This window comes from Streptomyces sp. NPDC006365 (assembly GCF_042870755.1).
In the GTDB taxonomy this organism is placed as follows: domain Bacteria; phylum Actinomycetota; class Actinomycetes; order Streptomycetales; family Streptomycetaceae; genus Streptomyces; species Streptomyces xiangluensis.
This window is the reverse complement of sequence record NZ_JBIAHS010000001.1, coordinates 114,266-132,881: the sequence shown is the minus strand read 5'-3', so window position 1 is coordinate 132,881 and position 18,616 is coordinate 114,266. Positions and strand designations below refer to the sequence as shown.

Here is an 18,616-nt window from a genome sequence, read left to right as displayed (position 1 = left end):
CCGACCGTATTTGGGCCGTGCCCAGGGTGGTCATTCGGACGGGTGACCGGGTCGTCTTCTGCCGTCGCCGCGACGCCTGACGCTATACCGTCGGCGCGACGGTCGGAAGGAGACGACCATGCAACACGGTCCCGCGGTACGCCGCCGCAAACTCGGCGCCCAGCTGCGCGCCTTGCGCACAAGCGCGGGTCTCACGAGCGGCGAGGCCGCCCGGCGCGTCGGTTGGCACCAGTCGAAGGTGAGCAGGATCGAGACCGGCCGCAGCGGGGTCAAAGCGGCGGACATACGGCGACTCCTCGACGCGTACGACGTCCGGGATCCGGAACTGCTCGAGTTGCTCGTCGCACTCGCGGGCGCCTACGGCGATGGCCGGCACCGCTGGTGGAATGCCTACCGGGGTCTGCTGCCGCCCACGTACCGCGACTTCATCAGCCTGGAGTCGCAGGCCGGCGCGATGCGCACGCTGGAGAACTCCGTGGTTCCCGGGCTGTTGCAGACACAGGAATACGCCCGCGAGGTGACGCGGGCCGCCCTGGACGGGCTGCCGGACGGCAAGGTCGACGCGCTGGTGGAGGTGCGCCTCGCCCGCCAGGAGGTGCTGCGCTCGGACACGCCGCTGCGACTGAGCGCGGTCCTGGACGAGGGAGTGCTGCGGCGGTCAGTCGGCGGACCGGAGGTGATGGCACGGCAGTTGAGGCGTCTGAGGGACGCTGCCCGACTGCCTCACGTGCGGATTCAGGTGCTGCCGTTCGGAGTTGGGGCGCATGTCGGGGTGACCGGACCTTTCGTTATCTTTTCATTTTCGACCACTTCTGATCTGGATGTGGTTGTTCTCGACCACTTGACGAGTAGCCTCTATCTCGAAAGGGAAGAGGACGTTCAGGCCTACACCGAGGCCTTCAACTCCCTTCAGATCCACGCCCTTTCGCCCGAGGACTCGTTGGATTTCATCGCCGGTCTGGCTGACGGCGAGTAAGGAGGCACCATGTCCACCCCCCTGCCTCGGTCCGTACCTCTCAGCACCCGTCTGCACGGTGTGCGGTGGCAGCGCAGCAGCCGCAGCACAGGAATGAACAACTGCGTCGAGACGGCCTGTCCGGCCTCCGGCCCGTGGGCCGGACTTCTCGCGGTGCGCGACTCGAAGAACACTGCGGGTCCCGCCCTGCTCTTCGCCCCCTCGGCCTGGGAGGGCTTTATCGACGCGCTGCGCTGATCACCCGTACGGCATGGTCGAGTTGCCCGTCGGTGAGGTCCGCGCGGGCGGTGAGCCGCAGCCGTGAGATGCCGTCCGGCACCGACGGGGGACGGAAGCAGCCGACGGCCAGTCCCGCCTCGCGGCAGTCCGCCGCCCAGCGCACGGCCTGCTCCGGCGAGGATGCGCGCACGGAGACGACGGCGGCGTCCGGGCTTACCGCCTCGAGACCCTCGGCGGTCAGGCGGGAGTGCAGGGTCGTGGCCACGGCACGCGCACGTGCCGCCCGTTCCGGTTCCCGGCGCAGCAGGCGCAGGGCCGCGAGGGCGGCGCCCGCGGCGGCCGGGGCCAGACCGGTGTCGAAGATGAAGGTGCGAGCCGCGTTGACCAGGTGGTCGATCACATGGGCCGGGCCGAGGACGGCGCCGCCCTGGCTGCCGAACGACTTCGACAGGGTGACCGTCGTGACGACGTCCGCCGCCCCCGCCAGTCCTGTCGCATGCGGTGCGCCCCGGCCGCCGTCACCGAGCACGCCGAGCCCGTGTGCGTCGTCGACGACCAGACCGGCGCCGAACTCCCGGCAGGCGTCCGCGAGTTCAGCGAGCGGAGCCGCGTCGCCGTCCACCGAGAAGACCGTGTCGGACACGACGACGGCGGGTGCGGAGTGCGTGCCCAGCACCTTGCGTACGGCGTCGGGGGCGGCGTGCGCGACGACCTGCGTGGTGCCCCGCGCGAGACGGCAACCGTCGATCAGCGAGGCGTGGTTGCCCGCGTCCGACACGACGAGAGAGCCGTGCGGCGCCAGCGCGGTGACGGCGGCGAGGTTGGCGGCATAACCCGAGGAGAAGACGAGCGCGGACTCGAAGCCGCAGAACTCGGCCAGCTCACGCTCGAGGTCGGCGTGCAGCTCCGTGGAGCCGGTGACGAGCCGGGAGCCGGTGGCGCCGCCGCCCCACACCTGTGCGGCATGCGCGGCTGCCTCGGTGATCTCGGGGTGCCGGGCCAGGCCCAGGTAGTCGTTGCTCGCGAGATCGAGCAGCGGGGACTGAGCAGGGCGTGGGCGCAGGGTGCGGACGAGTCCGGCCCGGCGCCGCGTACGCGCCTGTTCGTCGATCCACGCGAACGGCGATCCGGCCATGTGTCCTCCGGGCCTTGAGGGTCTTGAAGGTCTTGCGTGAGGGCACCTCTTGCAGGCAGTGCTCTGCGGACGGTGCTTTGTAGGCAGTGCACAGACCCTAGCCGCCCGGCCCGCCACCCATGATGTGGAAAAAACCACACCTCGAACGGGCTGTCTTGTACGAACTCTCCTTGGCCCCGCCCGCTCGCATAGGCCAGGATCTGACCCCATGGACCTGCTGAACACGCTGGTGGACAAGGGGCTTCGGCGCGAGCTGCCGACCCGCGACGAGGCACTGGCCGTACTGGCCACCTCCGACGACGAACTCCTCGATGTGGTGGCCGCGGCCGGCAAGGTAAGGCGGCAGTGGTTCGGCCGAAGGGTGAAACTCAACTATCTGGTCAACCTCAAGTCGGGCCTGTGCCCCGAGGACTGCTCGTACTGCTCCCAACGCCTCGGCTCCAAGGCGGAGATCCTCAAGTACACCTGGCTCAAGCCCGACCAGGCCTCCGAGGCGGCGGCTGCCGGGCTCGCGGGGGGCGCCAAGCGGGTCTGTCTGGTGGCGAGCGGGCGCGGGCCGACGGACCGTGACGTCGACCGGGTCTCGGACACCATCAAGGCGATCAAGGACCAGAACGAGGGGGTCGAGGTGTGCGCCTGCCTCGGTCTCCTCTCCGACGGCCAGGCCGAGCGGCTGCGCGCGGCGGGTGCGGACGCCTACAACCACAACCTGAACACGTCCGAGGGTACGTACGGGGACATCACGACCACCCATACGTACGCCGACCGTGTGGACACGGTTCACAAGGCGCACGCGGCGGGCCTGTCCGCCTGCTCCGGCCTGATCGCGGGTATGGGCGAGAGCGACGAGGACCTGGTCGACGTCGTCTACGCGCTGCGTGAGCTGGACCCGGACTCGGTCCCGGTGAACTTCCTGATCCCCTTCGAGGGCACCCCGCTCGCCAAGGAGTGGAATCTCACCCCGCAGCGCTGTCTGCGCATCCTCGCGATGGTCCGCTTCGTCTGCCCGGACGTGGAGGTGCGCATCGCGGGCGGCCGTGAGGTCCATCTCCGTACGATGCAGCCGCTCGCGCTGCACCTCGCCAACTCGATCTTCCTCGGCGACTACCTCACGAGCGAGGGCCAGGCGGGCAAGGCGGACCTGGACATGATCGCGGACGCCGGATTCGAGGTGGAGAGCACGGACGAGGTGACGCTGCCGGAGCACCGGGGGGCTGGTGGGTGCGGCTCGGAGGGCGTCTGCGGTTCCGCCGATTCGGACGCGATCCCCGAGGCGCGTACGGATCTGGTCGCGGTACGCCGCCGTGGTGCCGGAACGGATCTCGCACCCAATGCCTGACCTGCCCGTGAGCGAGCTGCTCGAGCTCGACCGACGCCACGTATGGCATCCGTACGGTCCGATGCCCGGCCGTCAGGAACCGCTCGTCGTGGAGTCGGCGAGCGGGGTACGGCTGACGATCGCCGGTGAGCCGGGCGAGCTGGTGGACGGCATGTCGTCCTGGTGGTCCGCCATCCACGGCTACAACCACCCGGTACTCAACGACGCGGTGCGCGAGCAGCTCGGGCGGATGAGCCACGTCATGTTCGGCGGGCTCACGCACGAGCCCGCCGTGCGGCTGGCAAGACGTCTGGTCGATATGTCACCCGAGGGGTTGGAGCATGTCTTCCTCGCCGACTCCGGTTCGGTCTCGGTCGAGGTGGCGGTCAAGATGTGCCTGCAGTACTGGCGTTCGCTCGGCCGACCGGCCAAGCAGCGCCTGCTGACCTGGCGCGGCGGCTATCACGGCGACACCTGGCAGCCGATGTCGGTGTGCGATCCCGAGGGCGGGATGCACGAGCTGTGGCAGGGGGTGCTGCCCCGGCAGGTGTTCGCGGATCCGCCTCCGGTCGCGTACGAGGAGTCGTACGCCGACCATCTGCGCTCGCTGATCGAGCGCCACGCCGATGAACTGGCCGCGGTGATCGTGGAGCCGGTGGTGCAGGGCGCGGGCGGGATGCGGTTCCACTCCCCCGGGTATCTGCGGGTGCTGCGCGAGACGTGCGACGCGCACGGCGTACTGCTCGTGTTCGACGAGATCGCGACCGGTTTCGGGCGCACGGGTGCGCTGTTCGCGGCGGACCATGCCGGTGTGACGCCGGATGTGATGTGCGTGGGCAAGGCTCTGACCGGCGGCTATATGACGATGGCGGCGACACTGTGTACGTCACGGGTCGCCGAGGGAATCTCGCGCGGCGAGGTCCCGGTGCTCGCCCATGGCCCCACCTTCATGGGCAATCCACTCGCCGCCGCGGTGGCCTGCGCCTCCATCGACCTGCTCCTCGGCCAGGACTGGCGGACGGAGATCAAGCGCATCGAGACGGGGCTGCGGGAGGGGCTGGCACCGGCTTCGGAGCTTCCGGGCGTCCGGGACGTACGCGTCCTCGGTGCCATCGGTGTCGTGCAGCTGGATCACGCCGTCGACATGGCGGCGGCGACACGGGCGGCGGTGCGCGAGGGCGTGTGGCTGCGGCCGTTCCGCGACCTCGTCTACACGATGCCCCCATACGTGACGGGCGACGCGGACGTGGCGCGGATCGCGCGCGCGGTGTGCGCGGCGGCGCGGGAAGGGTGAGCAGGGAGATGCGGGAGGTGACATGCCCGTACTGGTGATCACGGGGACGGGCACGGAGGTCGGCAAGACGGTCACGACCGCGGCCGTCGCGGCGGCTGCCGTCGCCGCCGGGCGGTCCGTTGCCGTGCTCAAGCCCGCGCAGACGGGCGTACGGCCGGACGAGCGCGGCGACGCCGACGAGGTGGTCCGGCTCGCGGGCCCGGTGACCGCGCTGGAACTCGCCCGTTATCCCGAGCCGTTGGCGCCCGCGACGGCTGCCCGCAGAGCGGGCCTCCCGCCGGTGCGGGTGCCGGAAGTGGCGGAGGCGGCGGGCAAGCTGGCCGCCGAACACGAGGTCGTGCTGGTGGAAGGGGCGGGCGGGCTGCTCGTACGTTTCGACGACGCGGGCGGCACGCTGGCGGACGTGGCCCGCCTGCTGGACGCACCTGTGCTGGTGGTGGCCTCCGCCGGCCTCGGCACCCTCAACACGACGGAACTCACTGCCCGCGAACTGGCCGCCCGGCAGCTCGATCTGCTCGGCATCGTCGTGGGCAGCTGGCCGAACGACCCGGACCTCGCCTCGCGCTGCAACCTCGCCGATCTCCCGGTGGTGGCGGGGGCTCCGCTGCTGGGGGCGGTCCCCGAAGGGGCGGGGCGACTGCGACCCGCCGACTTCCGTGCTGCCGCACCGAGTTGGCTGGCCCGGCCGCTGGGCGGGACGTGGGATGCGGACACGTTCGCTGTGGGGCAGGCGGCGGAGTAGGCGCGGGGCGGGCCGACACAGGGCGCCGCATCGCGGCTCACGGGGGGGTCAGTGGGCGCGTGCGGGGGGACAATCGCCGTAGCGCAAGTCGCCCAGGGGAGGTCTCCATGCGACCACGCGGTTCCCGGACCACCAAGTCCGGCCGGATGGCCCCGGCACCCGTGCACCACCCGGTGTTCGCCCGCTTCTACGCCAGAATCAGTGTCGCCTCCGAGCCCGCCATCGGCCCGCATCGCGACGAACTGCTCGCCGGGCTCTCCGGCCGGGTCATCGAGATCGGCGCTGGCAACGGACTGAACTTCGCCCACTATCCGAGCACCGTCTCGGAGGTCGTCGCCATCGAACCCGAGCGCAGCCTGCGGCAGTTGGCGGTGACCGCGGCCCTGCGCTCCGAAGTGCCCGTCGACGTGGTGCCGGGCGTCGCGGAGGGGCTGCCGGTCAAGAGCGAGGCGTTCGACGCGGCGGTCCTGTCGCTGGTGCTGTGCAGCGTAAGAGATGTGCCGAGGGCCCTGGCCGAGATCCGCCGCGTCCTGCGTCCCGGCGGTGAGCTGCGGTTCTTCGAGCACGGCAAGGGCGGCGGCGCGGCGATGGGCGTCACCCAGCGTGCCCTGGACCGTACCGTGTGGCCGCCGCTGTTCGGCGGCTGCCATGTGAGCCGGGACGTCCTCGGCGCGCTACGGGACGCGGGGTTCGAACTGGGCCCGTACCGGCGGCTGTTGGTGCCCGAGAAGGGGCTGCGCCTGCCGAGTTCGTACTGCGTGCTCGGCACGGCTCGCTCCGCGGGTCAGGCCGTTTGAAAGCGCGGATCCGTTGTGGCTGATCGCGCCCACGCGGCGGAGCCGCACATTGACACAGCCCCGCGCCCCTAAGGGGCTTGCGGCCTCCTCAGGGTTCGAGGCTCCACTGCCGCAGCTCCCGCGTGATGTCCTGTACCGTCGCCTCGCCTGTCTTGACCAGGCGGGCGAGGTCGCGGACCTGCTCCGGCGAGGTGACGACCTTCAGGCCGCTGGCGACGAGATAGGCGTATGCGACGGCCGTGGCGAACATCGCGTTGGAGCGTTCGAGTGCGGGGATGTGCAGCAGGAGCTGGAGCAGCGCGGCGGCGCGGGCGTGTGGACTGTCGTAGACGGGGACGCCGAATATCTCCGCATCGTGCCGGCTGACCGCGGCAACGAGGGCTCCCCAGTCGGTGACCTGGGGATCTCCGGGAGTCTTCTGTTCGGCGACCATGAGCAGCCAGGCAAGGTCGACTCTGACGTTCAAGAGTTCAGCGACGACCTTCTCGCTCCGGGCCGAACTCCTCGGCGAACACGGACTCGTACTGCTTCATGAAGTCGGCGGCGGCCTCCACGAAGGTGTGGCCCACTTCCCCGGTGTCCTGTCTGACCAGCTCTTCGATATAGCGGTTGACACTCATGCCGCGGGCCAGGGCTCGCTCACGCGCGGCGCGGGCGGTGCCCTCGTCCACGCGTACGTTCAGTTGGGTCTTCGCCATGCTTTGAAGCTAGCGCCTGGGCGCTAGCAGAGCAAGGGGCACCCATCAGGAATCCACTAAGGGTGCCCCTTACATCAAACTCAGGGGTACCGACCTGCGCAGGAGAGCGGCTCGGACTTCGGGTGGATACCGAGTGTGCGCGGGATCACACTAGGCTCGCTCGCGGGACCGAACCGACCTAGGAGGCGGCCTTGTCCACTGCAGTTGCGGAGCACGCCCTCGGGCGCACGGACGCCGAGGAGATCGCGGCCCGCGCCCGTGGTCTCACCAAGGCGTACGGCACAGGCGAGACGACGGTGCTCGCCCTCGACTCGGTCGATGTGGACATCGCGCGCGGTCGCTTCACGGCGGTCATGGGCCCCTCGGGCTCGGGGAAATCCACGCTGATGCACTGTCTGGCGGGGCTCGACACGGTGTCGGCCGGACAGGTGTGGCTGGGCGACACCGAGATCACCGGGTTGAAGGAACGCGAGCTGACACGGCTGCGCCGGGACCGGATCGGCTTCATGTTCCAGTCGTTCAACCTGATCCCGACGCTGAACGCCATCGAGAACATCACGCTGCCCATGGACATCGCGGGCAAGAAGCCCGACGAGAAGTGGCTGGACCAGGTCATCGACGCGCTCGGCCTGCGCGACCGGCTGAAGCACCGACCGGCTCAGCTGTCCGGCGGGCAGCAGCAGCGCGTCGCCTGCGCCCGCGCGCTGGCCTCCCGCCCCGAGCTGATCTTCGCCGACGAGCCGACGGGCAATCTCGACTCACGGGCCGGTCTCGAAGTCCTCGGCTTTCTGCGGAACGCCGTCGACGAGCTGGCCCAGACCGTCGTCATGGTCACGCACGACCCGGGCGCGGCGGCCCACTCCGACCTGGTGCTCTTCCTCGGGGACGGCCGGATCGTGGACGAGATGGCGCGGCCCTCGGCGGAGGCGGTGCTGGAACGCATGAAGAGGTTCGACACCATCCGCGGCACGTTCGAGGACGGCGCCGCCCCCGGTCAGGGCAGCGCCCCCGACCAGGGCGTCGCACTCGACAAGGGCGTCGCTCCCGACCAGGGCGTCGCTCCCAACCAGGGCATCGCCCGCGACCAGGACTGAGGCAGGCCGTCGTGCTGAAGGCGACACTCCGGAGTTTCCTCGCGCACAAGGGGCGGCTGCTGCTCTCGGCACTGGCCGTCCTGCTGTCCGTGGCGTTCGTCGCGGGCAGCCTGATCTTCTCGGACACGGTCACCCGTACCTTCGACCGGCTCTTCGCGTCCACGTCGGCCGACGTGACCGTGCTGCCGCGTGAGGATCTGGACTCGCAGCTGCCCTCCGGGGCCGTTCAGACCGTGGACGCGAGCATCGAGGACCGTATCGCCCGGGTCGACGGTGTCGCCGACACGCATCTGGACGTCTCCGTCGAGGGTGTCACCGTCGTCGACAGCGAGAACGAGTCCGTGGGCCCGACCTCCGGCGCGCCCACCATCGCCACCGGCTGGTACGTCACCGAGCGCAGCCCCGTGGAGCTGACCTCCGGCCACGAGCCGCGCGGGCCCGGTGAGGCGCTGATCGACGCGGACACGGCCGACAACAAGGACGTACGCATCGGTGACACGCTCACCGTGATCGCACAGCCGGGTTCGTTCAAGGTGGAGATCGTCGGCATCGCGACCTTCACCACCACCAACCCCGGTGCGGCGCTCGTCTTCCTCGACATCCCGACCGCGCAGACCGAGCTGCTCGGCGAGAGGGGTGTCGCCACCAGCATCGCGGTGGACGCGGAGGACGGTGTGAGCGACGCCGCTCTCAAGCAGCGCATCTCTCGCGAGATCGGCACCGAGACCTATGAGGTGGAGACCGCCGACGAACAGGCCGAGTCCGCCGCCGCCGAACTCGGCGGCTTCCTCGACGTGATCAAGTACGTGATGCTCGGCTTCGCCGGAATCGCGGTACTGGTCGGCGTGTTCCTGATCGTCAACACCTTCTCCATGCTGATCGCCCAACGCACCCGCGAACTGGGCCTGTTGCGAGCCCTTGGCGCTGATCGGAAGCAGGTGCGCCGGTCCGTGCTCCTGGAGGCGACCCTGCTGGGCCTGGTGGGCTCCACGCTCGGGCTGGCCACGGGAATCGGGCTCGCGTTCGGACTGATCGAACTCATGGGCCTGCTCGGCATGAACCTCAAGTCCACCGAGATGGTCATCGGCTGGGTGACCCCCGTCTCGGCGTACGCGGTCGGGGTCGGCGTCACCTTCGTCGCCGCGTATCTGCCGGCGCGACGGGCCGCCGGTGTGTCGCCGATGGCCGCGCTCGCGGACGCCGAAATCGCCGGTGTGGGGCGGCCGTTGCGGGTACGGGCCGTGGTGGGAACGGTCGTCGGAGCACTCGGCGCCGCCGCGCTGGTCGGGTGTGTGACCGCGACGGAGACAGGATCCGCCGCTTCCCTGCTGGGACTCGGCGTCGTCCTGACCCTCATCGCGACCGTCATCGCCGGACCGCTCCTCGTACGACCCGTGATCCGCGTCCTCGGCGGAGCGTTCCCGGCTCTGTTCGGCTCGATCGGGCGGATGAGCCAGCGCAACGCGCTGCGCAATCCGCGTCGTACGGGCGCCACCGCGGCAGCTCTGATGGTCGGCCTCGCCCTGGTCGGCGGGATGTCCGTGGCCAGCGCATCCATGACCGAGTCCTTCGACCAGCAGATCGACAAGACACTGGGCGCCGACTTCGTGGTGCAGAACAACAACTTCCAGCCGTTCCCGCAGGAGATCACCGAGAAGGTGGACGACACGGACGGTGTCGGAATCGTCGTACGCCAGCGGTTCGCGCCCATCGCGGCCAGTCTGCCGGACGGCGACCGCGTCGAGACGGCCGCGGCGGGTTACGGCGACCAGCTCGACAAGGTCGCGAACGTCACGTACGCGCAGGGCGACACCGCGGCGGCGCTGGCGCCCGGCAACATGGCCATGGATGTCGACTACGCCGAGGATCACGACGTACGCATCGGCAGCGTCATCCCCATCGAGTTCCCGGCCGGCCGGCAGACCGAACTGCGGGTGGCCGCGCTCACCGACCAGGAGGGCGGCGAGGGCTTCGGCGCGCAGGGAGCGATGTACTTCGGCCTGAAGACCCTCGAGCAGTACGTGCCGGGCGGTCAGGACTCGACGCTGTACTTGAACGCCGCCTCGGGCACCTCCGTCGACACGCTGCGCTCGCGCCTGGAGCAGACGCTCGACCCGTATCCGCAGGTGCAGGTGCGCGACCAGGCCGACTACAAGCAGCTGGTCCGCGACCAGATCGCCGTACTGCTCTATCTGGTCTACGCCCTGCTGGGCCTGGCGATCGTCATCGCGGTGCTCGGCGTGGTCAACACCCTTGCCCTCTCGGTCGTGGAGCGTACGCGCGAGATCGGGCTGCTGCGCGCGATCGGCCTCGCCCGGCGGCAGTTGCGCCGGATGATCCGGCTGGAGTCTGTGGTGATCGCCGTGTTCGGCGCGGTTCTCGGGCTCGCGCTGGGGCTTGTGTGGGGCGTGTGCGTGCAGCAGGTCCTGGCGCTCCAGGGCATGACGGCGCTGGCGATCCCGTGGGGCACCATCGTCGCGGTCGTGGTGGGCTCGGCGGTCGTGGGCATCGTGGCTGCGCTGCTCCCGGCGTTGCGTGCCTCGCGGATGAACGTGCTGGCGGCGATCGCGCACGAGTGACGGGCTCACGTTTGCCCTCAAATGCCCGGTGAGCCAAGAGAGTTCACTTCGGGTCGAGCGGCCGGTCGTCCTCAGGGGGTCCCTTGGACGGCCGGTCCGTCCGAATGAGGCATGGCGCGTGACAGGGAACGCAAAGTACGCACGGAATCCGTTCGCCAGACAGGCCGGCGCTCTGCTTGGCTCACCCCATGAGCGATCTCCACATCCGCTGTGCCACCCTCTCCGACCTCGACGCCGTCCTCGCCTTCTGGAAGGTGGCCGCCGAGGGCACGAGCATCAGTGACGACCGGGAGGGCGTGGAGCAACTCGTCGCCCGTGATCCCGAGGCGCTCATCCTCGCCGAGTATGACGGGGAGCTGGTGGGCACGGTCATCGCGGGCTTCGACGGCTGGCGCTGCCATCTGTACCGGCTCGCGGTGCATCCGGACCGCCGCCGCCTCGGCATCGGCTCGGCGCTGCTCGCCGCCGCGGAGGAGCGGTTCGTACGGCTCGGTGGGCGGCGAGGAGACGCGATGGTGCTGCAGCGCAACGAGACCGCGCAACATGCGTGGCGGTCGGCAGGGTACACACCCGAGGAACATTGGCGGCGGTGGGTGAAGCCGCTCGGCGCGTGACCGGCGCACGGGGACTTTGCTGACCCTTTACTATGTGAGGATCTGGTCTTCTTTCTAGGAAAGGTGTGAGCGTCCGCCCATGGGCGAGCCTCCCAGTCCCGGCAGCCCGCGCGGTCTCGCGCCGTGCGGGCATCATGCGATCCCCACTCCTCTGTCCGACCATGGGACGGAGGTGACCCCATGACCGAAGTGCTCCTCCTCGCGGTGGCCGTTCTCCTCTCCCTGGCCTGCGGCGCCTTCGTCGCGGCGGAGTTCTCGCTGACCACGGTCGAGCGCAGCGAGCTGGAGCGGGCCGTCGAGCGCGGCGAGGTCGGCGCCTCGGGCGCCCTCAAGGCCGTACGGAATCTGACCTTCCAGCTGTCCGGCGCGCAACTCGGCATCACCGTCACCAACTTGATCGTCGGCATGCTCGCCGAGCCGTCCATCGCCAAGCTGATCGCCGGCCCGCTGGAGGCGGTCGGCATGGGACCCTCGGTGGCCTCTTCGACCGCGCTGGTCATCGGTACGGCACTGTCGACGGTGTTCCTGATGGTCGTCGGCGAGCTGGTGCCCAAGAACTGGGCGATCTCCTCACCGCTGTCGGTGGCCAAGAAGGTGGCGACGCCGCAGCACTGGTTCAGCACGCTGTTCCGGCCGTTCATCACCCATCTCAACAACACCGCGAATCGTGTCGTACGCCGCTTCGGTGTCGAGCCCACGGAGGAGCTGGCCTCGGCCCGTGGGCCGCAGGAGCTGATGGCCCTGGCCCGGCACTCCGCGAAGGAGGGCGCGCTGGAGGCGGACACCGCCGAGCTGTTCGTCCGCACACTGAACCTCGCGGACCTGACCGCGGAGAACGTGATGACGCCGCGCGTACAGGTCATCGCCCTGGATGTGCAGGCGACCTGCGAGGACGTGGCGAACGCGACGCGCGCGACGGGTCTTTCGCGCTTCCCCGTCTACCGCGGCAACCTCGACTCGGTCGTGGGTGTCGCGCACATCAAGGACGTACTGGCGGTGCCCGCCGAGCGCCGTAGCCGCAGCTCCGTCGCGCAGCTCATGCGCGAACCCCTTCTCGTACCGGAGTCGCTGACCGTCGACCGGCTCCTGGACCGGATGTCCGGGAAGCGGACGATGGCCGTCGTCATCGACGAGTACGGCGGCACCGCCGGGGTCGCCACCCTGGAGGACATCGTCGAGGAGGTCGTCGGCGAGGTGCGGGACGAGCACGATCCGCACGAGGCGCCCGACCTGGCCCAGGCCGGCAAGGACGACGACGGCCGGGTGCTCTACTCCGCCGACGGCGCGGCCCGCACCGACCAGCTCGCGCGGGTCGGGCTGCGGGTGCCGGAGGGACCGTACGAGACGCTGGCCGGGCTCGTCGCGACCGAACTCGGCCACATTCCAGCCGTCGGCGACACCGTGGACGTCGTCGGCTGGCGGCTCGAAGTGACGGACGCATCGGGGCACCGGGCCGCGCGGGTGCTGCTGCACGCTCCGCTGCCGCTCATTGAGGAGAAGGGGACGCTGTGACCGCCGTACAGCTGCTGATCGGTCTGGCGACGCTCGTCGTGAACGCCTTCTTCGTGGGCGCCGAGTTCGCGCTGATCTCCGTACGCCGCAGCCAGATCGAGCCGTTCGCCGAAGAGGGTGACCGGCGGGCGCGGAGCGTGCTGTGGGGGTTGCAGCACGTCTCCGCACTCATGGCCGCCGCGCAGCTCGGCATCACGCTGTGCACGCTGGTCCTGGGTGTGGTCGCGGAGCCCGCGATCGAGCATCTGCTGGAGCCGGTGTTCCACGCGGTGGGCGTGCCGGAGGGCGCGGGGCACCTGATCTCGTTCGTGATCGCGCTGGCCCTGGCGACGTATCTGCACATGCTCCTCGGCGAGATGGTGCCGAAGAACATCGCGCTCGCCGAGCCGGTGCGCACGGCACTGCTGCTCGGCCCGCCGCTGGTCGCACTCTCCCGGGCGCTGCGTCCGGTGATCTTCACCATCAACGCCTTCGCGAACGGGCTGCTGAAACTGATGCGCGTGGAGGCTCGGGACGAGGTGACCGCGACGTTCTCGGACGACGAGCTCGCCCGCCTCGTCCAGGACTCCAGCGCCGCGGGCCTGATCGACGACCGGGCCCAGGAACGGCTGCACGACGCACTGGAGCTGGGCCGTCGCCCTGTGCGGGACGTCGTCCTCCCGCTGGAACGCGTCGTCTACGCGCGCGTGGGCGTCACGCCCGAGCAGTTGGAGGCCCTGTCGGCGGAGTCCGGCTTCTCCCGCTTCCCCGTCGTGGACAACGGCCGGCGCATCGTCGGCTACCTCCACGTGAAGGACGCCCTGGACGCGATGCCGCGCGATCTCCCGTTCCGGGTCACGGACATGCGCTCGATCGCCCGCGTCCGGGAGAGCACGCCGCTGGACGACGTGCTCACGGCGATGCGGCGCAGTCGTACGCATCTGGCGGCGGTGATCGGCGGGGACGGGCTGCTGGCGGGGGTGGTGACGATGGAGGACGTACTGCGGGAGTTGTTCGGTCAGCCGGCGTGAAGGGCGAGTTGGCGGGCCCGCGACCTTGAGGGGTCGGGCCGGAGTGGGGCAAGTGATCGGCTTACCGGCGATGCCGGTGGCGGCTGACCGGCACCGTCGCCGGTGAACCGGTGCTCGGCGGACACCGGTGGCTGGCCGCTCACCGGCGGGTGCCGGTGGCCGACGGGCCTCGTCGGTTGGCCGGTGGCCGAAGAACTGGCAGGTGCCTGGTGCACGGCCGGCAAGCATGGCCGTGGTGGAGCCGCCATCGGCTGACCGCCTGGAGCCGAAGGTTCCGAGGGGTGGCAGACCGCCGGGAGCAGTGGGTGCCAGCGGGCGCCCGACCGCCGAGAGCCGAAGGCTCCGACGGGTGGCAGACCGCCGGGAGCCGGGATGCCAACGGGCGGCCGACCGATCGGTATGTGCACGGGATACCATCGCTTCCGCCATGGAGACGAATGCCATCTACACCAGTTTTGTCGCGGTCGGCGACTCCTTCACCGAGGGCATGTCGGACCGGTTGCCCGACGGCTCGTATCGCGGCTGGGCCGACCTGCTGGCCGGCCGGATGGCCGCTCGGACGCCGGGCTTCCGGTACGCCAATCTCGCCGTGCGCGGCAAGCTGATCGGGCAGATCGTGGCCGACCAGGTGGGCGCGGCGGCGGCCATGCAGCCGGACCTGATCACGCTCGTGGGCGGGCTGAACGACACACTGCGACCCAAGTGCGACATGGGTCGGGTACGCGGGCTCCTGGAGGAGGCCGTCGAGCGGCTCGCCCCGTCCTGCAAACAGCTCGTGCTGATGAGCAGCCCCGGACGCCAGGGCCCGGTGCTGGAACGGTTCCGTCCGCGCATGGAGGAGCTGTTCGCCTGCGTGGACGACCTCGCGGCCCGGCACGGCGCACTCGTGGTCGACCTCTACGGCGCCCCTTCACTCGCCGACCCCCGTATGTGGGACGTGGACCGGCTGCACCTGACGGCCGAGGGACACCGCCGCGTCGCGGAAGCGGTGTGGCAGACACTCGGCCACGAGGCGCAGGACGTCGAATGGCGCACCCCGATGCCCACGAGCGCACCGCCAGGTTGGGTCACTCGCCGGACCGCCGACATCCGGTTCGCCCGGCAGTACCTGCTGCCGTGGATCGGACGGCGGCTTGCGGGGCGCTCCTCGGGCGACGGCCGACCGGCGAAGAGGCCCGAATTGCTGCCGTTCGACGGACCGGCGGCGTAGGCGTACGAAGGGCCGCTGACAGGGGCGTACGAACGGGTGGGGGCGTAGGCGTAGGCGTAGGAAGTGGCGGTGGCGCGGGTCGCCTGCGCGTCGGATGATCGGAGGCGTCGCCCGGCGGCGCGAAGGGAGCCTCGCGTGACCACCACCGTGATCAACCTCAAGGGCCATATCCAGGAATTCGGGCCCCGGCTGGAGAAGGCCCCCTCGGACCTCGTCTACGTCGGCCGCCGCTGGACCAGGGGCGGCTGGGACCTTCCCGAGCACCCGCTCAACAACCCGTTCGTCCCCGACACAGCCAAGAAGAAGCACGACGGCACCCGTGCCGAGGTCATGGCCAAGTACCGGGCGTACCTCCTCGAACGCCCCGACCTGCTCGACCTGGTGCCCGGACTGCGCGGCAAAACGCTGGCCTGTTGGTGCGCGCCGGAGCTGTGCCACGCCGACATCCTGGCGGAGCTCGCGGACGCCTCCGAGCGACGCTCGTAGCCTCGCATTGACCACGCAGTCGGAGTCCGTGTACGCCAGCGGACGGTTGTCTCCCGCGCTCGCCGCGCCATCGGCTTCACTATCTGGGGGACCAGCGGCGTCTGACGCCGACCTTCACTCGCGGTGCCAGGACCGCTTCTGCTTTCGCGATGAATTCTCGCCGTGCTTCGGCGAGCGCACCCTCTGCGCGAGCGTTCTGCACGAGGAGATCATCCACGTCCAGTCTCAGACGCCAGACGTCCGCCTGCCGAGCGGCTGCCGCATAGAGTGCGTCGGCCAACTCGCCCATGGGAGCAGGCCCGGTGATGGCCACGTTCGTTGCTGTGCGGCGCAGCGCACCGAGCGCGGCGGTCGCAGGCTCCCACAGCTGTCTGTTGTCGACTTCGATGCGCCACTCGACGGCCATGCGAGCCTCGATGAAGGAGTTCATGGATTGCCGGAACGCCTCGCACTGATCGAGGAAGGTCGCGAAGGCGGCGCGCCGTTCGTCGCGAAGGCGATTCCGGACCTGGGCGGCTTGCTGGTCCTGTGCCTGGCGACGCGCGGTCCGAGCATGGAGAAGTGGTCCGATCAGTCCGGCGGACAAGGTTCCCCCGATACCCAGTCCGGTCGCCCAGATGATCGCGTTGCCTTGGTCCATGCCAAACATAATGCCGTTGCGAGACCTCCAATGTTTCAACTTGACCGATTGGTGGCCGACTTGACCCACCGTTGCCCCGACGACTGGCGTCGCCGGGGCGCCAGGTGCGCCGGCGACGCCAACTGGTGACACATCTCCGACGGTCCCACTGGTACTTTCCCGCCCGCCCCTGGTCCGCCCCACTCGTCTGCCTCCCCCGTGGCGGACAAGCGGGGCTTCTCGAGCCTGGAGACGGCGGTCGTAGCGCCCCTGACCTGCATCTTATGAACCGAGTGGGCGTGCACGGGCCGCCCCGGACGACAGGTAAACTCCGTACACGTGACTCCCGCGCCCGCAAAGCCCCGTATCCCGAACGTCCTCGCCGGCCGCTACGCCTCCGCCGAGCTCGCCGTCCTGTGGTCCCCCGAACAGAAGGTGAAGCTGGAGCGTCAGCTCTGGCTCGCTGTGCTGCGGGCCCAGAAGGATCTGGGGATCGAGGTGCCGGACGCCGCCCTCGCCGACTACGAGCGCGTTCTGGACCAGGTCGACCTGGCCTCGATCGCCGAGCGCGAGAAGGTCACGCGGCACGATGTGAAGGCGCGGATCGAGGAGTTCAACGACCTCGCCGGGCACGAGCACGTCCACAAGGGCATGACCTCGCGTGACCTCACCGAGAACGTCGAGCAGCTCCAGGTACGGCTCTCGCTGGAGCTGATGCGCGACCGTACGGTGGCGGTCCTGGCGCGGCTCGGCAAGCTGGCCGGTGAGTACGGCGAGCTGGTCATGGCGGGCCGCTCGCACAACGTCGCCGCGCAGGCCACCACCCTCGGCAAGCGCTTCGCGACCGCCGCCGACGAGCTGCTCGTCGCGTACGGCCGGGTCGAGGAACTGCTCGCCCGCTACCCGTTGCGTGGCATCAAGGGCCCGGTGGGCACGGCCCAGGACATGCTCGACCTGCTCGGCGGCGACGCGGCGAAGCTCGCCGAGCTGGAGCAGCGCATCGCCGGGCACCTGGGCTTCTCGCAGGCCTTCACCTCCGTCGGCCAGGTCTACCCGCGCTCGCTCGACTACGAGGTCGTCACCGCCCTGGTGCAGCTGGCCGCGGCCCCGTCCTCGCTCGCGAAGACGATCCGCCTGATGGCCGGGCACGAGCTGGTGACCGAGGGCTTCAAGCCCGGTCAGGTCGGCTCCTCGGCGATGCCGCACAAGATGAACACCCGCTCCTGCGAGCGTGTCAACGGCCTGATGGTGATCCTGCGCGGCTACGCCTCGATGACCGGCGAGCTGGCGGGCGACCAGTGGAACGAGGGCGACGTCTCCTGCTCGGTCGTACGCCGCGTCGCGCTGCCCGACGCCTTCTTCGCACTGGACGGCCTGCTGGAGACGTTCCTCACCGTGCTCGACGAGTTCGGTGCCTTCCCCGCGGTCGTCGCGCGTGAGCTGGACCGCTATCTGCCGTTCCTCGCGACGACGAAGGTCCTGATGGGTGCCGTACGCGCCGGTGTCGGTCGGGAGGTCGCCCACGAGGCCATCAAGGAGAACGCCGTCGCCTCCGCTCTCGCGATGCGCGAACAGGGCGCCGAGCGCAACGAACTGCTCGACAAGCTGGCCGCCGACGGCCGCCTGCCGCTGGACCGTGCGGACCTCGACGCGCTGATGGCCGACAAGTTGTCCTTCACGGGTGCCGCCGCCGACCAGGTATCCGCCGTCGTCGGCCGGATCGAGGAGATCGTCAAGCAGCACCCGGAGGCGGCGGGTTACACGCCGGGGGCGATCCTCTGACCCGCTTCACCCCTGCGGACCTGGAGGCCGCCCGCGACCGGCTTGTGCCTGATGTCACCGCGGACGGCCTCCGCGTTCTGTTCTGCGGCATCAACCCACATTTAGAAATACGCCGTTGACCTGCGCAGGAACACGATTCGAAAGATCAACTGGGAAAAGATTGGGAAAAGGTGAGCGTTTCCGCGATCCGCAACTCCATTCCCGGTGTCACGTTCGCATACACGCCCTCTACTCCCCCAATCTCGACGGTGCTGGAACGCCAGCTCGGCCGGGATCGGGTACGGTTCGCCCCGAGTGGCCGGGTGTTCCTGGCCGCGCTGCTGCACCGGCTCCCGCGCGGTGTGCTGCGCCGGGCACGGCTGCTGGTGCGCCCGGACACGGTGCTGCGCTGGCACCGTGACCTGGTCTCGCGCCGCCACGCGGCCCGTTCCCGGCCCAAGCGTGCGGGTCGGCCGCGTACGGTGCGCTCGATCCGCGTTCTCGTGCTGCGTCTGGCGCGGGAGAATCCCGGCTGAGGCTACCGGCGCATCC

Annotated in this window: 19 protein-coding genes and 1 pseudogene; 16 read left to right on the top strand and 4 right to left on the bottom strand. The window is 70.0% G+C overall.

The features are described from left to right. Positions 1-118 precede the first annotated feature (118 nt). Both ACFYO0_RS00700 and ACFYO0_RS00695 read left to right on the top strand, forming a co-directional pair. A complete protein-coding gene (locus ACFYO0_RS00700; protein ID WP_388668402.1) occupies positions 119-976 on the top strand; it encodes a helix-turn-helix domain-containing protein in 858 nt (285 codons plus the stop codon). A gap of 9 nt (positions 977-985) precedes the next feature. Then, complete coding sequence (locus ACFYO0_RS00695; protein ID WP_388668399.1) at positions 986-1,213, top strand: DUF397 domain-containing protein; 228 nt, start codon at positions 986-988, stop codon at positions 1,211-1,213. Here the strand turns inward: ACFYO0_RS00695 and ACFYO0_RS00690 are convergent. Then, positions 1,194-2,330, bottom strand: a complete 1,137-nt coding sequence (locus ACFYO0_RS00690) for an 8-amino-7-oxononanoate synthase (protein WP_388668396.1) — start codon at positions 2,328-2,330, stop codon at positions 1,194-1,196. The two genes, ACFYO0_RS00695 and ACFYO0_RS00690, sit on opposite strands and share 20 nt — an antisense overlap. Positions 2,331-2,538: 208 nt before the next feature. On the opposite strand from ACFYO0_RS00690, the gene bioB reads away from it, so the two are divergent. The 4 genes from bioB to ACFYO0_RS00670 all read left to right on the top strand — a co-directional run bounded on the left by bioB (position 2,539) and on the right by ACFYO0_RS00670 (position 6,481). Beyond that, positions 2,539-3,669: a biotin synthase BioB gene (gene bioB, locus ACFYO0_RS00685; RefSeq protein WP_388668393.1), complete on the top strand. Its 1,131-nt coding sequence runs from the start codon at positions 2,539-2,541 to the stop codon at positions 3,667-3,669. After that, positions 3,662-4,942: an adenosylmethionine--8-amino-7-oxononanoate transaminase gene (locus tag ACFYO0_RS00680; RefSeq protein ID WP_388668390.1), complete on the top strand. Its 1,281-nt coding sequence runs from the start codon at positions 3,662-3,664 to the stop codon at positions 4,940-4,942. Before bioB ends, ACFYO0_RS00680 begins: the two co-directional genes overlap by 8 nt. Before the next feature lie 22 nt (positions 4,943-4,964). After that, positions 4,965-5,684 carry a dethiobiotin synthase gene (gene bioD, locus ACFYO0_RS00675; RefSeq protein WP_388668387.1) on the top strand — a complete coding sequence of 240 codons (720 nt, stop codon included), beginning with the start codon at positions 4,965-4,967 and terminating at the stop codon, positions 5,682-5,684. 107 nt (positions 5,685-5,791) lie between these two features. Then, positions 5,792-6,481: a class I SAM-dependent methyltransferase gene (locus ACFYO0_RS00670; RefSeq protein ID WP_388668384.1), complete on the top strand. Its 690-nt coding sequence runs from the start codon at positions 5,792-5,794 to the stop codon at positions 6,479-6,481. An 88-nt stretch (positions 6,482-6,569) separates the two neighbouring features. On the opposite strand, the gene ACFYO0_RS00665 is transcribed toward ACFYO0_RS00670, so the two are convergent. Then, positions 6,570-6,914 (bottom strand): fic family toxin-antitoxin system, toxin component, encoded by a 345-nt coding sequence (locus ACFYO0_RS00665; RefSeq protein WP_388670779.1) that lies wholly within the window; start codon positions 6,912-6,914, stop codon positions 6,570-6,572. Between the two features lie 37 nt (positions 6,915-6,951). Then, entirely contained in the window at positions 6,952-7,179 is a 228-nt protein-coding gene (locus tag ACFYO0_RS00660; protein WP_033324966.1) for a hypothetical protein, read from the bottom strand. Between the two features lie 191 nt (positions 7,180-7,370). On the opposite strand from ACFYO0_RS00660, the gene ACFYO0_RS00655 reads away from it, so the two are divergent. From ACFYO0_RS00655 to ACFYO0_RS00625, 7 genes are all read left to right on the top strand, one after another. Beyond that, positions 7,371-8,273 carry an ABC transporter ATP-binding protein gene (locus tag ACFYO0_RS00655; RefSeq protein WP_388668380.1) on the top strand — a complete coding sequence of 301 codons (903 nt, stop codon included), beginning with the start codon at positions 7,371-7,373 and terminating at the stop codon, positions 8,271-8,273. Positions 8,274-8,284: 11 nt separating this feature from the next. Further along, on the top strand, positions 8,285-10,852 hold the full coding sequence (locus ACFYO0_RS00650; protein ID WP_388668377.1) for an FtsX-like permease family protein: 2,568 nt from the start codon (positions 8,285-8,287) through the stop codon (positions 10,850-10,852). Between the two features lie 188 nt (positions 10,853-11,040). After that, entirely contained in the window at positions 11,041-11,466 is a 426-nt protein-coding gene (locus ACFYO0_RS00645) for a GNAT family N-acetyltransferase (protein ID WP_388668374.1), read from the top strand. Positions 11,467-11,646: 180 nt separating this feature from the next. Continuing rightward, entirely contained in the window at positions 11,647-12,978 is a 1,332-nt protein-coding gene (locus ACFYO0_RS00640; protein ID WP_388668372.1) for a hemolysin family protein, read from the top strand. Beyond that, positions 12,975-13,988, top strand: a complete 1,014-nt coding sequence (locus tag ACFYO0_RS00635) for a hemolysin family protein (protein ID WP_388668369.1) — start codon at positions 12,975-12,977, stop codon at positions 13,986-13,988. Before ACFYO0_RS00640 ends, ACFYO0_RS00635 begins: the two co-directional genes overlap by 4 nt. Positions 13,989-14,415: 427 nt before the next feature. Continuing rightward, positions 14,416-15,198, top strand: a complete 783-nt coding sequence (locus ACFYO0_RS00630; protein WP_388668366.1) for an SGNH/GDSL hydrolase family protein — start codon at positions 14,416-14,418, stop codon at positions 15,196-15,198. A 135-nt stretch (positions 15,199-15,333) separates the two neighbouring features. After that, a complete protein-coding gene (locus ACFYO0_RS00625) occupies positions 15,334-15,684 on the top strand; it encodes a DUF4326 domain-containing protein (RefSeq protein WP_388668363.1) in 351 nt (116 codons plus the stop codon). Between the two features lie 79 nt (positions 15,685-15,763). Here ACFYO0_RS00625 and ACFYO0_RS00620 read toward each other — a convergent pair whose 3' ends face one another. After that, positions 15,764-16,324 (bottom strand): hypothetical protein, encoded by a 561-nt coding sequence (locus ACFYO0_RS00620; protein WP_388668360.1) that lies wholly within the window; start codon positions 16,322-16,324, stop codon positions 15,764-15,766. A 318-nt stretch (positions 16,325-16,642) separates the two neighbouring features. Between ACFYO0_RS00620 and purB the strand changes: the two genes are divergently transcribed. From purB to ACFYO0_RS00605, 3 genes and pseudogenes are all read left to right on the top strand, one after another. Continuing rightward, on the top strand, positions 16,643-18,085 hold the full coding sequence (gene purB / locus ACFYO0_RS00615; protein ID WP_388668357.1) for an adenylosuccinate lyase: 1,443 nt from the start codon (positions 16,643-16,645) through the stop codon (positions 18,083-18,085). Then, positions 18,082-18,189 (top strand): annotated as a pseudogene (locus ACFYO0_RS00610) (mismatch-specific DNA-glycosylase); the annotation flags it as partial. The gene purB and the pseudogene ACFYO0_RS00610, both read left to right, overlap by 4 nt. A 66-nt stretch (positions 18,190-18,255) precedes the next feature. Continuing rightward, entirely contained in the window at positions 18,256-18,600 is a 345-nt protein-coding gene (locus ACFYO0_RS00605) for a hypothetical protein (RefSeq protein WP_388668355.1), read from the top strand. The last annotated feature ends 16 nt before the right edge of the window (positions 18,601-18,616 follow it).

Coding starts and splice junctions, on each gene's coding strand:
- ACFYO0_RS00700 (WP_388668402.1), top strand. CDS start 119: ATGCAACACGGTCCCGCGGTACGCCGCCGCAAACTCGGCGCCCAGCTG.
- ACFYO0_RS00695 (WP_388668399.1), top strand. CDS start 986: ATGTCCACCCCCCTGCCTCGGTCCGTACCTCTCAGCACCCGTCTGCAC.
- ACFYO0_RS00690 (WP_388668396.1), bottom strand. CDS start 2,330: ATGGCCGGATCGCCGTTCGCGTGGATCGACGAACAGGCGCGTACGCGG.
- bioB (WP_388668393.1), top strand. CDS start 2,539: ATGGACCTGCTGAACACGCTGGTGGACAAGGGGCTTCGGCGCGAGCTG.
- ACFYO0_RS00680 (WP_388668390.1), top strand. CDS start 3,662: ATGCCTGACCTGCCCGTGAGCGAGCTGCTCGAGCTCGACCGACGCCAC.
- bioD (WP_388668387.1), top strand. CDS start 4,965: ATGCCCGTACTGGTGATCACGGGGACGGGCACGGAGGTCGGCAAGACG.
- ACFYO0_RS00670 (WP_388668384.1), top strand. CDS start 5,792: ATGCGACCACGCGGTTCCCGGACCACCAAGTCCGGCCGGATGGCCCCG.
- ACFYO0_RS00665 (WP_388670779.1), bottom strand. CDS start 6,914: ATGGTCGCCGAACAGAAGACTCCCGGAGATCCCCAGGTCACCGACTGG.
- ACFYO0_RS00660 (WP_033324966.1), bottom strand. CDS start 7,179: ATGGCGAAGACCCAACTGAACGTACGCGTGGACGAGGGCACCGCCCGC.
- ACFYO0_RS00645 (WP_388668374.1), top strand. CDS start 11,041: ATGAGCGATCTCCACATCCGCTGTGCCACCCTCTCCGACCTCGACGCC.
- ACFYO0_RS00640 (WP_388668372.1), top strand. CDS start 11,647: ATGACCGAAGTGCTCCTCCTCGCGGTGGCCGTTCTCCTCTCCCTGGCC.
- ACFYO0_RS00630 (WP_388668366.1), top strand. CDS start 14,416: ATGGAGACGAATGCCATCTACACCAGTTTTGTCGCGGTCGGCGACTCC.
- ACFYO0_RS00620 (WP_388668360.1), bottom strand. CDS start 16,324: ATGGACCAAGGCAACGCGATCATCTGGGCGACCGGACTGGGTATCGGG.